Annotated in this window: 11 protein-coding genes and 1 pseudogene; 4 read left to right on the forward strand and 8 right to left on the reverse strand. The window is 67.8% G+C overall.

Features of this window, described 5'->3' with window-relative positions:
• Window positions 1–44: 44 nt before the first annotated feature.
• A complete protein-coding gene (locus tag A9K58_RS02885; protein WP_065197903.1) occupies window positions 45–848 on the reverse strand; it encodes a DUF4349 domain-containing protein in 804 nt (267 codons plus the stop codon).
• Window positions 845–1,201, reverse strand: coding sequence for a GFA family protein (locus tag A9K58_RS02890; protein ID WP_065197904.1), 357 nt, complete (start codon window positions 1,199–1,201; stop codon window positions 845–847). The genes A9K58_RS02885 and A9K58_RS02890 overlap by 4 nt, the downstream gene beginning before the upstream one ends.
• A 112-nt stretch (window positions 1,202–1,313) precedes the next feature.
• Between A9K58_RS02890 and A9K58_RS02895 the strand changes: the two genes are divergently transcribed.
• Window positions 1,314–3,122, forward strand: a complete 1,809-nt coding sequence (locus tag A9K58_RS02895; RefSeq protein WP_065197905.1) for a DUF885 domain-containing protein — start codon at window positions 1,314–1,316, stop codon at window positions 3,120–3,122.
• A 96-nt stretch (window positions 3,123–3,218) separates the two neighbouring features.
• On the opposite strand, the gene smrA is transcribed toward A9K58_RS02895, so the two are convergent.
• Together smrA and A9K58_RS02905 are read right to left on the reverse strand one after the other, a co-directional pair.
• A complete protein-coding gene (gene smrA, locus A9K58_RS02900; RefSeq protein ID WP_065197906.1) occupies window positions 3,219–5,051 on the reverse strand; it encodes a multidrug efflux ABC transporter SmrA in 1,833 nt (610 codons plus the stop codon).
• 131 nt (window positions 5,052–5,182) lie between these two features.
• The gene (locus A9K58_RS02905; RefSeq protein ID WP_065197907.1) at window positions 5,183–6,745 is read right to left on the reverse strand and encodes a serine hydrolase; all 1,563 of its coding nucleotides are present in this window, start codon (window positions 6,743–6,745) and stop codon (window positions 5,183–5,185) included.
• A 110-nt stretch (window positions 6,746–6,855) separates the two neighbouring features.
• On the opposite strand from A9K58_RS02905, the gene A9K58_RS02910 reads away from it, so the two are divergent.
• Together A9K58_RS02910 and A9K58_RS18905 are read left to right on the forward strand one after the other, a co-directional pair.
• Complete coding sequence (locus tag A9K58_RS02910) at window positions 6,856–7,299, forward strand: VOC family protein (protein ID WP_065197908.1); 444 nt, start codon at window positions 6,856–6,858, stop codon at window positions 7,297–7,299.
• Window positions 7,275–8,164, forward strand: a pseudogene (locus A9K58_RS18905) (DUF72 domain-containing protein). Before A9K58_RS02910 ends, A9K58_RS18905 begins: the two are co-directional and overlap by 25 nt.
• On the opposite strand, the gene A9K58_RS02920 reads toward A9K58_RS18905, so the two are convergent.
• Window positions 8,085–8,699: a Pr6Pr family membrane protein gene (locus tag A9K58_RS02920; protein WP_065197910.1), complete on the reverse strand. Its 615-nt coding sequence runs from the start codon at window positions 8,697–8,699 to the stop codon at window positions 8,085–8,087. The pseudogene A9K58_RS18905 and the gene A9K58_RS02920 sit on opposite strands and share 80 nt — an antisense overlap.
• A 79-nt stretch (window positions 8,700–8,778) precedes the next feature.
• On the opposite strand from A9K58_RS02920, the gene A9K58_RS02925 reads away from it, so the two are divergent.
• The gene (locus A9K58_RS02925) at window positions 8,779–9,726 is read left to right on the forward strand and encodes a DMT family transporter (RefSeq protein ID WP_065197911.1); all 948 of its coding nucleotides are present in this window, start codon (window positions 8,779–8,781) and stop codon (window positions 9,724–9,726) included.
• 152 nt (window positions 9,727–9,878) lie between these two features.
• Here A9K58_RS02925 and A9K58_RS02930 read toward each other — a convergent pair whose 3' ends face one another.
• From A9K58_RS02930 to A9K58_RS02940, 3 genes are all read right to left on the reverse strand, one after another.
• Complete coding sequence (locus tag A9K58_RS02930) at window positions 9,879–10,601, reverse strand: pseudouridine synthase (RefSeq protein ID WP_065197912.1); 723 nt, start codon at window positions 10,599–10,601, stop codon at window positions 9,879–9,881.
• 7 nt (window positions 10,602–10,608) lie between these two features.
• The gene (locus A9K58_RS02935) at window positions 10,609–12,300 is read right to left on the reverse strand and encodes a sensor domain-containing diguanylate cyclase (RefSeq protein ID WP_065197913.1); all 1,692 of its coding nucleotides are present in this window, start codon (window positions 12,298–12,300) and stop codon (window positions 10,609–10,611) included.
• A 109-nt stretch (window positions 12,301–12,409) separates the two neighbouring features.
• Entirely contained in the window at window positions 12,410–14,833 is a 2,424-nt protein-coding gene (locus tag A9K58_RS02940; protein ID WP_065197914.1) for a putative bifunctional diguanylate cyclase/phosphodiesterase, read from the reverse strand.
• Window positions 14,834–14,942: the final 109 nt, after the last annotated feature.

A 14,942-nucleotide genomic window follows, 5' to 3' on the forward strand; every position in this document is an offset into this window, starting at 1 on the left:
GGTAGCGCCGGTCCACGACCGGCGAGCGCAGTGCGTGGTTTCGATCAGGCCTTGCGGCGACGGCGACGCAGCACTGCGCGGACGCCCCAGGCCACGATCAGCGCCAGCACGGCCACCGGCAGCAACGCGGCCGCGGCACGGATCAGGAATGCCACGCTGGTGCTGAGGATGCTGCCCGACTCGCTCAGCGCCTGGCCGATCTCGCTGCGGCTGCGCTGGCCGGAGGTGGTGTCGAAGTGGATCGTCACCAGCTGCGTATCGATGCGCCGGCGCTGCTGCGCGGCGTCCTTGTTGGCCTGCTCGACGCCTGCTTCGATCTCCGACAGGCGCGTGGTGATCGCCAGCAGGTCCTCGATCTTCAGGTCCTTGCGATCCTGGTAGGACAGCAGGCGCGCATGCTCCTTTTCCAGCCGTGCCCGGGTCAGCGCGGTGTCGGCCACCTGCTGCGCGAGGTCCTCGGCGCGCGTGGTGCGCGACTGGAGGCGGCCTCCTTCACCGGCCATCGCGATCAATGGCTCGGCGCCCTTCGGTGCAATGCGCACCCTCACTTCGCCGCTGGGTTGCTCATCACTGCGTTGATCGACCTGCAACACCGCGCAGTCACCGAACTTCGCGCTCTGGCAGGCCTGTGCGACCTGCTGGATGCGCGGTGCGATCTGCGCGGCCTCCAGCTGGACCTGCACGTCGTGCTCATAGGCCAGGAATGCCCCCTCCGGCGAGGCGACAGCTGCCTCAGCGGTGCCGCCGCCACCCGCGTCCGCCGCGCTCTCGCCCTGCTTGGCGCAGGCGGCCAGCGCCAGCAGCAGCACCGGCAGTGCCACTCGTGCCCATGCGCGCACCGGCCTCACAGCGACGCCCCGTCATAGGAAGTGACCGACACGGCCCCCAGGTCCACTGCCGGCACGCAGCGCACGTTCACGGCCACCATCGGTGCACCCGTGCGCGGGTCCGTCGCTTCGCTGTACGGCGCGATGCCACACTCGCGGCAGTGGTGATGATCGATGTGGCCCTTGTTGAAATGATAGGTGGCCACGTCGGCCGGATCGGTGGCCAGCTGGAACGCCTCGCGCGGGGCGAACCACAACAGGCTGCCGCGACGACGGCACATCGAGCAGTTGCAGTCCACGACGTCGCTGATCGGCGCCGCGGCCTGTACGGTGAATGCGATCCTGCCGCAGTGGCAGCTTCCCTGGTATTGCATGTCCTGCGCTCCGCTGGAGAGTCCTTGGCTGCACCCATGGTAATCCTATGGCACGGGGACAAGGCAGCCCGGGGGCACTATGCTCGTGGTTTGACCCTGCACAGGAACGCCGATGCGCCCGCATCTTCTTGCCCTCGCCCTGGTCGCCGCCCTGGCCGGTTGCCAGCAGGCCGACGCCCCGCCCCACGCTTCCACTCCGGCCACCGCCCAGCAGGCCGGTGATGCGGCAGTCGATGCCGCCTTTGCCGATCTGTCCAAGCGCGCCCTGGATACCTGGATGCAGCTGTCGCCGGTCAGCGCGACCCAGATCGGTGACCACCGCTACGACAGCGAGCTGGACGACCTGAGTGCCGCCGGCCAGCAGAAGACCGTCGCCGCCTACAAGGCGCTGCTGGGCGAGCTGGACAAGATCGACGTGGCCAAGCTGGGCCGCGAGAACCAGGTGGACGCGGCGATCCTGCGCAACCAGCTGCAGTCGGAAATCTGGAACGCCGAAGTGCTGCAGTCCGGCAAGTGGGACCCGCAGCTGTACAACGGCGTCGCCGGCAGCGCGATCTACGGCCTGATGGCGCGTGAATTCGCGCCGCTGCCGGAGCGCCTGAAGTCGGCCACCGCGCGCATGGAAAAACTGCCGGCGATCTTCGCCCAGGCGCGCGAGAACCTGGATCCGGCCCGCGTGCCGAAGATCCATGCCGAGACGGTGGCCAAGCAGAACAAGGGCATCCTCAGCATCGTCGACACCTTCATCACCCCGCATATCGGTGAACTGCCGCAGGCCGACCAGCAGCGGCTGCAGGCCGCCATCGACGGCCTGAAGAAGGCCGTGGACGAGCAGCAGGCCTGGCTGGACAAGACCCTGGTGCCGAATGCCAAGGGCGATTTCCGCATCGGTGCGGAAAAATACGACCAGAAGCTGAAGTTCGCGCTGAACTCCTCGCTGTCGCGGCAGGAGATCGGTGAGCGTGCACGCGCCGAACTCAAGCGTGTGCGCGAGGACATGTACCGCATTGCTCAGACCGTGCTGAAGGACAAGCCGGGTGCGCCGGAGATGCCGGCACAGCCGACCGACGAGCAGCAGCAGAAGGCGATCGAGGCCGCACTGGAACTGGCCTACGCCGACAAGCCGGCACGCGACAAGGTGGTCGACGATGCCAAGGCCGCGCTGGAGCAGTCCACCGCGTTCGTGCGCCAGCATGACCTGATGACGCTGCCCGACGCGCCGGTGGACATCATCCTGATGCCGGAATTCCAGCGTGGCGTGGCCGTAGCCTACTGTGATTCGCCGGGTCCGCTGGACAAGAACCTGAAGACGTTCTACGCCGTGTCGCCGATTCCGGACGACTGGAACGAGAAGCAGGTCGATTCGTTCCTGCGTGAGTACAACTCACGCATGATCCACCTGCTGAGCATCCACGAGGGCACCCCGGGCCACTACCTGGAAGGCTGGCACTCGGCCAAGTTCCCCTCCACCCTGCGTGCGGTGCTGCGTTCGGGGCTGTTCGCCGAAGGCTGGGCGGTCTACACCGAGCGCATGATGCAGGAGCAGGGTTACCTCGACAACGACCCGCTGTTCCACCTGGTGCAGCTGAAGTTCTACCTGCGCACGATCTCCAACGCGATCCTCGACCAGGGCGTGCACGTGGACAACTGGGATCGCGAGAAGGCGATGCACCTGATGACCCACGACGCGTTCCAGCAGGAAAGCGAAGCGGCCGGCAAGTGGGTGCGCGCGCAGCTGACCTCGGCGCAGCTGCCGACCTACTTCGTCGGAGCGCAGGAACACTTCGACACCCGCAAGGCAGTGCAGGAAAAGCTCGGCGACTCGTTCAATCTCAAGGCGTACCACGACCAGATGCTGTCCTACGGCGCGCCGCCGGTGCGCTTCGCGCGCCAGCTGATGCTGGACCAGCCGATCGAGTGATCGAACGGGTGTGAATGGAAACCAGACGGCCCGGGGAAAACCCGGGCCGTCTGCTGTTGCAGCGCGCGGGGCGCTGGTGATCTGCCTCCTCAGCAGTCATTGGTCGGCGGCGACAAATCCCCCGGTCTGCCGCGCCCACAACCGGGCGTACAGGCCGCCGGCAGCGATCAGCTCGGCATGTGTGCCGGTCTCGACAATCCGCCCTTGGTCCATCACCACCAGCCGGTCCATGCGCGCGATGGTCGACAGGCGGTGCGCGATCGCGATCACTGTCTTGCCCCCCATCAGCTCGTCCAGGCTGTCCTGGATCGCCGCCTCCACTTCCGAATCCAGTGCCGAGGTCGCCTCGTCCAGCACCAGGATCGGTGCGTCCTTCAACAGCACGCGGGCAATGGCGATACGCTGGCGCTGGCCACCGGACAGCTTCACGCCGCGCTCGCCGACATGCGCGTCGTAGCCGCGCCGTCCCTGCCCGTCCACCAGCGTGTCGATGAAGCTGGCGGCACGCGCCTTGGCCACTGCAGCGCGCAGCTGTTCTTCGGTCGCCTCAGGACGGCCATACAGCAGGTTGTCGCGAATCGAGCGGTGCAGCAGCGACGTATCCTGGGTGACCACGCCTATCTGCTGGCGCAGGCTTTCCTGCGTGACGAACGCAATGTCCTGGTCGTCGATCAGGATGCGGCCGCGTTCCAGGTCGTACAGGCGCAGCAGCACGTTGACCAGGGTCGACTTGCCGGCACCGGAGGGGCCGACCAGGCCGATCTTCTCGCCCGGCTTCACCACCAGGTCCAGCCCGGCGATCACCCCGCCCTTCTTGCCGTAGTGGAAATGGATATCCTGGAAATCCACGCCGCCGCGGGTCACCCGCAACGGCACGGCGTCCTCGCGGTCCTGCACGGTCAGCGGCTGGGCGATGGTGGTGATGCCATCCTGCACCGTGCCGATGTCCTCGAAGATGCCGTTGATGGTCCACATGATCCAGCCGGACATGTTGTGGATGCGGATCACCAGGCCGGTCGCCAGGGTGATTGCTCCGACGGTGATGTGGCCGCCATTCCACAGCCACAGCGCCAGCCCGCAAGTGCCGGCGATCAGGAAACCGTTGACGATGGCGATGGCCAGGTCCATGCCGGTGGTCACCCGCGTCTGCGCGCGGTGCTTGACCGCCAGTTCCTGGATCGACTCGGCCACATAGGCCTGCTCGCGGCCGCCGTGGGCGAACAGCTTCAGCGTGGGAATGTTGGTATAGCCGTCGACGATGCGACCCATCGCCTTGGAGCGCGCCTCGGAAGCGATCCATGCACGCTCCTTCGCGCGCGGCACGAAGTACACCATGATCACCACGTAGGCCAGCAACCACAGGACCAACGGCACCATCAGCCGCCAGTCGGCCTGCGCGAACAGGTACAGCGCGGTGCCTGTATAGACCACGATGTACCAGAGCGAATCGACCATCTGCACGGCTGATTCGCGCAGCGAGGTACCGGTCTGCATCACCCGGTTGGCAACGCTGCCGGCGAAGTCGTTCTGGAAGAAGCTCAGGCTCTGCCGCACCACGTAGTTGTGCATCAGCCAGCGCGAACGATTGCTCAGCCCGGGCACGATGGCCTGGTTGACCAGCAGGTTGTGCAGGCCGACCAGGATCGGCCGTGCGATGACCGTGATGAACAGCATCCAGCCCAGTTCAGTGGCGTGGCGCTTGAAGAAACCGGCACCGGGCTGCTCGGCGACCATGTCGACGATGCGGCCCAGGTAGTCGAACATCGCCACTTCCACCAGCGCCAGCAGCAGGCCGGCGATGAGGGTGGCCAGCAGCACCGGCCACACCGGGCGCAGGTAATGCAGGTAGAACGGCAACACCCTGCGCGGTGGCATGCGCCCATCCACGGGCGGGAACACCGGAATCAGGGATTCAAACCAACGGAACATCGCATTCCCTCGCCACTTGCAACCGGCGGAGTATCCCACGCCGGACGTGTACGCCAGCCGATGATCGCCCGTTCCCCTGGTAGTGGCCCACCTTGGTGGGCGCCCCACCGCAGGCCGACCGAGGTCGGCAGCTACCGGTCAGCCGGGGTGAACAGCAGGTCCTGGAAATCGAAGCTGAAATCGGTCAGGTCGGAGATCGCCTGCATGCGCACCTCGCTCACCTTGCCGTCCGGGTCCAGGCTGAAGTTCACGAACGCATCGGCGTTGAGCGAACGGTCGTCCCAGCGCACGATGAAGGTGTCGTGCTGCCAGTGCTCAAGGCGCCCGCTCAGCTGGGCGGTCTTCATGAAGCGCAGGCGCAGGCCCTTGCCCTCGGTACTGATCTGCATGTCGCCATACCAGCGGTCGCGGAACGTGCCGGTGTAGCCGGCCAGCGCCAGTGATGGCTTGCTGCCCTTGTCGCGTGCGCTCTGGTGCTTGGCCCAGGCCTCGTCGGCCTTGTCCTGGCCCTTGGCCACCGCCTTGGCGTAGGCGTCCACCCAGTCGTGGGTCCCGCCGCCCAGGTAGGCATCGAGCACGCTCAGGGTGATCGCGTTGAACGCTGCCCCCACTTCCTGGTTGGTGAGCACTACCACGCCCAGCTTCTCCCCGGGCACCAGGGTCAACCGCGAGACCATGCCCGGCCAGCCACCGGTATGCCAGACCAGCTTCTGCCCGCGGTAGTCGCTCAGGCTCCAGCCTTCGCCGTAGCCCGCAAAGTTGGGCCGCGCCGGGGCCAGCTCCGGCACGCTCGGCGCCGGGATCGACTGCGGGGTGATCATCCGCCACATCTGCTGCTGGGTCTTTCCGGTGAACAACGCGGTGCCGTCGGCCAGCTTGCCTTCGGCCAGCTGCACCTGCATCCAGCGAGCCATGTCGTGCGCGCTGGAATAGATGCCGCCGGCGCCGGCATTGTTCGACCAGGTCAGCGGCGCAACGGTGCGCAGGTCCTTGAAATCGTATTTGGCGTGGCCGACCGCCGCCTTGTCGCCCGGCTTCAGGTGGTCGGCGTTGTAGCGCGTGCCGGCCATGCCCACCTTGTCGAAGATGCGGGTCTGCAGGAACTGCAGGTAGCTCATGCCGGAGACATGCTCGATGACCTGCTGGGCAACGGCGTACAGGATGTTGTCGTAGGCATAGCTCTCGCGGAAGCCTCCTTTCAGCGGCACCTGGCCCAGCCGCTGCACCACCTCGGCATTGCTGTAGGAGGTGGCCGGCCAGAACAGCAGGTCACCGGCGCCCAGGCTCAGGCCGCTGCGGTGCGACAGCAGGTCACGGATCGTCATCTGCCCGGTCACGAACGGATCGGACATGCGGAATGACGGCAGGTGATCGATCACCTTGTCATCCATCTTCAGCTTGCCGTCCTCGGCCAGCAGGTTCAGCGAGGTGGCGGTGAACGCCTTGGTGTTCGAGGCGATCGCGAACAGGGTATCCGCGTCCACCGGCTCCGGTTTGCCCTGCTCGCGCACGCCCCAGCCACGCTCCAGCACCACCTGGCCGTCCTTGACCACGGCCACGGCGATCCCGGGTACATCGAACTGCGCGCGCACGCGCTCGACGGTCGCATCCAGGTTCTGCAGCTGCGCCGGGGTGGCGGCGCTCGCCACGGTCGTGCATGCCAGCAGCACGGCTCCTCCAATCCAGGGTTTCATCCAGCACGATCTCCGAACAGGGGTGGCGGCCATGTGCAGGCCGTCACCGGGGTTTCGCGGGATGGTAACGGCTGCTGGGGCACGCTGCCCCGTGCCATAGGAGGGGTGTCATGGGCGAAAACGGCGAACCCGGCGGCGGATCCACCATCATTCCCTGCCTGCGCTATCGCGATGCACTGGCCGCAATCGACTGGCTGCAACGGGCCTTCGGCTTCCATGCCCAGGCCGTGTACGCCGACGGCGATACCGTGCTCCACGCGCAGCTGACCTTTGGCCACGGCATGATCATGCTCGGCTCGGCCAGCAACCAGAGTGCATGGAGCGAACATGCGGTCCTGCCCGGCGAGGTCGGTGGGCGCCAGACCCAGAGCGCCTGCGTGGTCGTCACCGACGCCGATGCACACTACGCACGGGCCAAGGCGGCAGGAGCACGCATCGTGATCGATATCGCCGACCAGGAGTATGGCGGGCGCGGCTACGCCTGCACCGACCCCGAGGGCTACCTGTGGTGGTTCGGCAGCTATGATCCATGGCGAACGGGCCACGGCCAGTGAAGGCCGCTGCCGTCCGCTGTGGTATTGGCGGCTGGGTGTTTCCCGAGTGGCGCGGCGGCATGTTCTATCCGCAGGGCCTGCCGCAGCGCGAGGAACTGGCGCACGCCAGCCGTGCCCTGCGCTGCATCGAGATCAACGGCACCTTCTACCGCACGCCCACTGCGGCCCAGTGCGCGCAATGGGCCGCGCAGACCCCGGAGGGTTTCCGGTTTTCAATGAAGGCCCCACGCTACCTGGTGCAGCGCCGCGACCTGTCCGGCACCGTGGAAGCGGCCGCCCCCTTCCTGCAGGCGGCGCTCGCGCTCGGTGACCGGCTCGGCCCGCTGTTATGGCAGTTCGATCCGCGCCATCCGGCCGATACGCAGGCGCTCGAAACGCTGATGGCCCAGTTGCCCAGGCAGCTGGAGGGGGTGTCCCTGCAGCATGCGCTGGAAGTACGCAATGCCGCGGTGCATGGGCAGGCGCTGGTCAGCGCCGCACGCCGCCACGGCGTGGCGCTGGTGATCGAGGACAGCGACGAGGCGCCCCTGCACGGTGATGTCAGCGCCAGCTTCGTCTACGCGCGGATCAAGCGCAGCCAGGCCCGCTTGAACGAGGGGCTGCCGCTTCCATTGCAACAGCGTTGGGCCGCGCGTGCCCGCCGCTGGTCGCGCGGCGAGCCGGTGGACGACCTGCCCTGCCCTGCCTGGCCGGGCCGGCCCCGGCAGCGCCGCGCGAGGTCTACCTGCTGTGCATCGGCGCCGGCAAGGCACGCAATCCGGCGGCCGCGATGGCATTGCAGCGCCTCATCGACGACGCCAGCGATCCAGCGCCCACAGCAGGGTCCAACCCATCACGAACACGCCGGCCACGCGCAGCACGTTGAGCAGGAACGGTGCCGCGCCCAGGCGTTGCAGTTCCAGGAAGGGGTACGGTGCCTGGCCGGTCACTGCGGCAACCAGCATCGCCCAGCCCAGGTAGAGCAGCGGCACCGCCAGTACCACGCCCAGTGCACGCCAGCGCAGGGACCCGTGTGGCAACAGCAGCAGCCATCCCGACAGGTAAAGCGCGGGCACGCCATAGTGCAGGCCGGCATCCACCCACCATTGCAGTCCGGCCGGTTGCCACAGGCCCTGCAGCGCCAGGATATAGATGCAGGCGGTCACGCCGATGCACAACGCGAGCACGGCCGCGCTCGTCACACCCAGTGCCCTGCCACGGGCAAGCCCGATGCATCCGAGGCACACGCCCAGGTTGCTGAGAATGGTGAAGTAGCCGAAGAAGCGCAGGGTCGCCACGCCGATCCCCGCGGCGGCCCCGGGCCCGCGCACCAGCAGCAGGTACTGCAGCAGCAGCGATGTCGCAGCCAACAGCGCCGTCAGCAGGGCCCATCCACGCAGGACGGAAGCGTTGGCGGGCATGCGGGGCTCTCCCTCGGGTGGTGCGACGAGCATGCCACAGCCATCGCCGGGCACCCTGCTCTTGCCGCACAATAGGGCGATGAGCACACCCGGCACCCGCAAAGCACTGTGGCAGATCCATTTCTGTGTCCTGCTGTGGGGCGTCACCGCCATTCTCGGCAAGCTGATCACCCTGCCCGCGTTGCCCCTGGTGTGGTGGCGCATGCTGCTGGTGACGGCGATGCTGGCCCTGCTGCCACGGGTCTGGCGTGGGCTGCGCACGCTGCCGCTGCGGCTGGTGGCCGGTTACGCCGGTATCGGCGCACTGGTCGCCCTGCACTGGCTGACCTTCTATGGGGCGGTGAAGCTGGCCAATGCCTCGGTCGCCGCCACCTGCATCGCGCTGGCCCCGGTGTTCACCTCGATCATCGAACCCTGGGTGGCGAAACGGCCGTTCCAGCTGCGTGAGCTGGCCTTCGGCCTGGCCGTGCTGCCCGGCGTGGCGCTGGTGGTCGGCGGCGTGCCGGACGGAATGCGCCTGGGCGTGCTGGTCGGCGCGATCTCGGCGCTGCTGGTGGCAGTGTTCGGCTCATTCAACAAGCGCATGGTGGGCGACGCCGACCCGCTCACGGTCACCGCGCTGGAGCTGGGGGCCGGCGCCCTGACCCTGACCCTGCTCGCACCGCTGATGCCCTATCTGCTGCCCGCGCTGGCCAGCCCCCTGTGGGTGGTGCCGGATCTGCACGACGGCATCCTGCTGCTGGTACTGGCCGGGTTCTGCACGCTGCTGCCCTTCGCCCTGGCCCTGGTCGCGCTGCGGCACCTGAGTGCCTACACCGTGCAACTGGTGACCAACCTGGAGCCGGTCTACGCAGTACTGTTGGCGGTGGTGCTGCTGCGCGAGCAGCATGAAGTCACCCCATGGTTCTATCTGGGCGTCGCGATCATCGTCGGCGCCGTCTTCCTGCACCCGCTGCTGAGCCGACGCAAGCCGGTACAGCATCCGGAAATTCTCGTTACAGCCGAAGCCCGCAACATCGCCGATTGAGTGCACCGCGCGCGGCGTGGATCCGTACGCCCCGGTGCTGGGTGCGGGACCGGGCCGGGCAGATTGCCGCGCAGGAATCACACCGGGTGCGATCCGCGGCAGGTGCATCGGTGCAGCGGCAGCCGGCCTCGGCCTGGCGCTGCCTGCACCGCTTACCAGTCCAACTGCTTCGGCAGCAGGCCCTGCAGCTCCTGCCCGGTCAGGTTGCGCCACTGGCCAGGCTTCAGCGCGCCCAGCTTGATGTTGTCGATGCGCACGCGGCGCAGCTGGGTGACGCGATAGCCAAAGGCGGCGGCCATCAGGCGGATCTGCCGGTTCAAGCCCTGCTGCAGGGTGATGCGGAATCCGAACTTGGCGATGCGCGAGGTCCGGCAGGGCAGGGTCATCTGGTCGTGGATGCGGACACCGCGGGCCATGCCGCGCAGGAACTCATCGGTGACCGGCTTGTTCACCGCCACCAGATACTCCTTCTCGTGGCCGTTCTCGGCGCGCAGGATCTGGTTGACGATATCGCCATTGCTGGTCATCAGGATAAGGCCCTCCGAGTCCTTGTCCAGGCGGCCGATCGGGAAGATGCGCTGCTCGTGGCCGACGAAGTCGACGATATTGCCCTTCACCGCGCTCTCGGTGGTGCAGGTGACGCCCACCGGCTTGTTCAACGCGATGTAGACGTGACGGCGGGTGCCGGGCTTGCGCGCAACGCGCGCGCGCAGTGGCTGGCCGTCAACCAGTACCTGGTCTTCTTCCCCCACCACTGCGCCGGTACCGGCCGGGTGGCCGTTGACGGTGACCCGGCGTGCAGCGATCAGGCGATCGGCCTCTCGACGGGAGCAGAAGCCGGTATCGGCGATGTGTTTGTTGAGTCGGGTGGTCATCGGCGCATTATCCGACATCGCCGCCCGCCGCGCTTCCTGCCGGTGCCGGCGGATCGAGCGTTTCGCCATCGAACACCCGGTTGCGCCCACCGCGCTTGGCCACGTACATCGCATGGTCGGCGCGCCGCAGCAATGCCGCCAGATCGTCCTGCCCCGGCCGCCATTGCGCCAGGCCAATGCTGGCGGTGACCTCGAGGCCAGGCACCTGCAGCGCCTGGCCGGCCGCGGTGATGCGCTCGCGGAGGCGATCCAGCCGTGCCGAAGCCACCTCGCGTGGCATGCCGGGCATCAGCAACAGGAACTCCTCGCCCCCCATCCGCACGACCTGGTCCTGGCTGCGCAGCGACGCCTGCAACGCGCGCGCCACCGCCACCAGCACCTGGTCCCCGACCGCGTGGCCGTGGCGATCATTGATGTCCTTGAACAGATCGATGTCGAGGAAGCCGATCACCAGCGATCCGGGCCTGCGGTCAACCTGCTCCAGGTGCCGCGCCAGCTGCTGCAGGCCGGCACGGCGATTGGGCAGCCCGGTCAAGCCATCGGTCTCGGCGAGCTGGCGCAGTTCATCGCGTTGCTGGCGCAGGCGCCCAAGCCGCTGGTTCAGGGCGTAGGCGGCCATCATCAGCAGCCACGTCACCGCCAGCTGCAATGCTTCCACCCGGTACTCCAGCAGCCATCCGGCGCTGCAGGCGTCGGCGATGATCAGGACCACCATCGGTGCCAGCGCCGCCAGGCCCGCCTGTGCCCAACGATCACCCCGCAGCCGGGCCCATACCCCGACCATCAAGGCCAGGCCGCAGCCCAGCAGGTAGGACACCTGCAGCGCCTGCGCGACCCAGGCCAGGCTGTCCCAGCGCAGCCATGGCACCAGCGCGGCCAGCCCCAGCAGGGCCCACAGCACCAGCAGCTGCACCGGGCGCGAACGCGGCAGCATGCGATCGCCACCATTGAGCCGCCACAATGCGGGCAGCACCAGTGCCTGGGTCGCCGCAGTCAATGCCAGCAGCCACCACGCTCCGTGCTCGCCCACGGGCAACCACGGTTCGGGATAGCCACTGAGCCCGCCCAGAACGGCCTGCCACACCACCATCACGGCGGTGCCGGCGATGTAGACCAGGAAGCTGCGGTCACGGGTGGTCAGGTAGGCCATCAACGCCGACAGCGCCAGCGCGATCGCCACGGCGATGCAGGCGGCGCGAACCAGCAGGCGGGCGGTATCGTTCTGCTGCACGGGGCTGGGCGCGCCCAGCCGCAGGGTCGGTACCCAGCGTGCCTTCAGCGGTTCCTGCCAGGACACCAGGAACGGCGCGCGGCTGCCTGCCGGTGGCACTGCCACCAGGCCGACCCCGGCGCGGAAACGCGAATCACGGGTCCGCGCGTCGTGCATGTTGCCGCAGATCTCGCGGTCGCCCTGCCTGACGCGGACTTCACCACCGAATATGTTGAACACATCCAGTGCCTGGGGTTGGCCCGACCAGCCCCCGGGGGGCGCCGGAACCTCCACCTGCTGGCGCCGCCCTGCCAACAGCTGCCGCGTGCAGGCACGATGCGGGGTGGGTTCATCCGTGGCGCCTCCGACCAGCAGGTAGTCCCGCCCTGCGGTAGCCGGTGCGGCCTGCAGCGGCCACGGCGCTGCCCACCCCGCCAGCAGCACGATCATCACCGCCCACATCCCGTACTGCCACAGCCTGCCGCCCACGCCACTTCCTGTTCCTGCTTACGCCCGCGCCCACTGCACGTCGCCCCTGGCACGCATTATCGCAGCCACGCGTGCGCCGCACGTGTAGACCAAAGTCGCCGCTTGCGGTTCAACCGGCGGGCGGCAGTCCCTTCACCGCCACCAGCCGCGCCGGCCGCAGGTCACTCAGCGTCATCCGCTCGAGCGGCTGCGGGCGTTCGATCGCGTAGCCCTGCAGGCCGTGCACCCCGAGCCGGGTCAGAGCGGCAGCGACCTCGGCCGTCTCCACCCATTCAGCCACTACTTCCATCTGCAGTTCACGCCCGAGCTCGCTGATCGCGCGCACGGTGGCGTGGCTGACGGGGTCGGTGTCCATGTCGCGCACGAACGTGCCATCGATCTTCAGGATGTCGGCCGGGAGCTGGCGCAGGTAGCCGAAGGAGGACAGGCCCGAACCGAAGTCGTCCAGCGCCATCCGGCACCCGCGTGCCTTCACGGCATCGATGAAGGCACGGGCCTGGCTGAGATTGCTGATCGCTGCGGTCTCGGTGATCTCGAAGCACAGCTTGGAGGCCAGCGCGCGGTTGCGCTCAAGCAGGTCGCAGACAAAGGCAAGGAAGCCCGGCTCGGCGATCGACTGCGCCGATACATTGACGTTGCACAGCCCGAGTTGGCGCACGTGCGCCGGGCAGACCTGCAGGTGGCGGAACAGCAGCCCAAGCACGTGGCGGTCCAGCGCCGCCGCCATGCCGTAGCGCTCCACGGCCGGCATGAACTGTCCGGGCAGGTGCAGGCCACCGTCGGCATCGCGCATGCGCACCAGCACTTCATAGTGCAGGTAGGTGGGATCACCCACGCGCGCAATACGCTGCGCATACAACATCATGCGGTTCTCGGCCATGGCCAGGCTCACACCCCGCAGGCGCTCCGCTTCCTGGCGCCGCTCTTCCAGCGCCATGCGATTTTCGTTGAAGCAGTGCACGCGGTTGCGGCCGGCCTGCTTGGCCGCGTAGCAGGCGCTGTCGGCCGCACTCATCAGCCAGTTCACGTCCGGTGCGTCGGCGCTGACCTCGACCACGCCGATGCTGCAGCTCAGCTGCGGGCTGCCCTCGCCCACCGCAAAACCCGCCTGTCCCAGATTGCGGATCACCCGCTGCAGCACCCGCTTGGCTTCGTCCTGCCCGGCATGGGCCAGGAATACCGCGAACTCATCGGCACCGAGCCGTCCCACCCAGTCACCATCGCGCACCGCCGCCACCAGATAGTCGGCAAAACGGCGCAGCATCTGGTCACCGGCGGCATGGCCGAAGCTGTCGTTGACCAGCTTGAAGTGGTCCAGGTTGATGTAGCACAGCGCATGCGTCCCGCCGTCGCTGCGCACCTGCAGCAACGCGCCTTCCAGCAGCCGCTCGATCTCGCGGCGGTTGATCAGCCCGGTCAGCGGATCGTGGCTGGCGTGATGCTCGATCTCCCGGGCAAGGGCGTGGTTCTGGCTGACATCCTCGATGATCGCGAACACCGACAGGCCACCGCCGGCGCTACGCACGCCAGTGCCGCTCCAACGGCCCCACACCAGGCTGCCGTCGCGACGGCGGAAACGCAGTTCGCTCGGCCGCAGCTGCCGGTCCCAATCGATGCGGCCGACCCCATCGATGATCAGTTCGCCCTCCATCAGCAGCTCACCCAGCGACATCTGCAGCAGCACGTCACGGCGATGGTCCAGGATGTCGGCCATCGCCTGGTTGGCTTCCATCACCCTGCCATCCGTGTCGAGCTTGAGCATGCCGACGTTGGCCTGGTAGAACGCGGCGCGGAAGCGGCTCTCATGTTCGGTCAGATCCTTGCCCACGCGGCGTGCAAGGGCTACTGCCATCAGGCTGATCGCCAGCACCGACAGGCCGCCGACCACCAGCGTTGCGGCCCTCACCAGGGCCGCCATCCGCAGCAGCGCCTGCGAGAACGCGCGCGACTGCATCTGCAGGTGCCGGTCAAGATCACGCAGCCGCTGCAGGCGGGAATCGCGCACGCTGTCCGGCAACGGCCCCAGCGCGTGCCTCGCCTGCAGTTCGTCGATCATTCCCTGCAGCAAAAGCAGGTCGTCGTCGGTCTGGCGCCACAGCGTGGTGGCTTCGCGGAATGCGCCAAGGTTCCGCGCATAGCGGAACGAGAAAATCAGCCGGGGGATGTCGGCGGGGGCATTGCCACCCTGCTCGAACCCCCGCCGTGCGCGCGCGATGTCTGGAACGTCCTGCTCCAGCGCAAGGCGCGCATCCAGGTCTCCCATTGGCGCCCGCAACGCCTGGCGCGCGTCGTCGAGGTCCCCGCCATCCCCCAGGGCCAGGAAACGCCCCAGCGCGGCCGTCGCCTGCTGCTGCCCCCGCGACCAGTAGCCCTGGCCGGCAATCCAGGCCGTGGAGGCCGCCTGCAGTTCCTGGATCAGGGCGGACAGTGCGACCAGCCCGATCGCCATGCCCGTCAGCAACGCAAACCGTACGCCCAGGCCACGGGCCATCGGTACCCGGCGGCGCTGTTGGTCCGTGCCACTCCTACCCATCCCGGATCCCCCCGAATGTGCTGCGTGATCACCTCCCGTGGAACCGGATCAGCCTAGGGCCCGCAATGTGTGGGCCATGCGAAAAAAGGGACGGAGCGGATCAGGTCGT

Source organism: Stenotrophomonas maltophilia (assembly GCF_001676385.1).
Taxonomy (GTDB): Bacteria; Pseudomonadota; Gammaproteobacteria; order Xanthomonadales; family Xanthomonadaceae; genus Stenotrophomonas; species Stenotrophomonas maltophilia_J.

Bases quoted from the DNA above. Each gene is read 5' to 3' on its own strand.
- A9K58_RS02895 (WP_065197905.1), top strand. From the start codon at position 1,314: ATGCGCCCGCATCTTCTTGCCCTCGCCCTGGTCGCCGCCCTGGCCGGT.
- A9K58_RS02925 (WP_065197911.1), top strand. From the start codon at position 8,779: ATGAGCACACCCGGCACCCGCAAAGCACTGTGGCAGATCCATTTCTGT.
- A9K58_RS02940 (WP_065197914.1), bottom strand. From the start codon at position 14,833: ATGGGTAGGAGTGGCACGGACCAACAGCGCCGCCGGGTACCGATGGCC.
- A9K58_RS02890 (WP_065197904.1), bottom strand. From the start codon at position 1,201: ATGCAATACCAGGGAAGCTGCCACTGCGGCAGGATCGCATTCACCGTA.
- A9K58_RS02930 (WP_065197912.1), bottom strand. From the start codon at position 10,601: ATGACCACCCGACTCAACAAACACATCGCCGATACCGGCTTCTGCTCC.
- A9K58_RS02910 (WP_065197908.1), top strand. From the start codon at position 6,856: ATGGGCGAAAACGGCGAACCCGGCGGCGGATCCACCATCATTCCCTGC.
- A9K58_RS02905 (WP_065197907.1), bottom strand. From the start codon at position 6,745: ATGAAACCCTGGATTGGAGGAGCCGTGCTGCTGGCATGCACGACCGTG.
- smrA (WP_065197906.1), bottom strand. From the start codon at position 5,051: ATGTTCCGTTGGTTTGAATCCCTGATTCCGGTGTTCCCGCCCGTGGAT.
- A9K58_RS02920 (WP_065197910.1), bottom strand. From the start codon at position 8,699: ATGCCCGCCAACGCTTCCGTCCTGCGTGGATGGGCCCTGCTGACGGCG.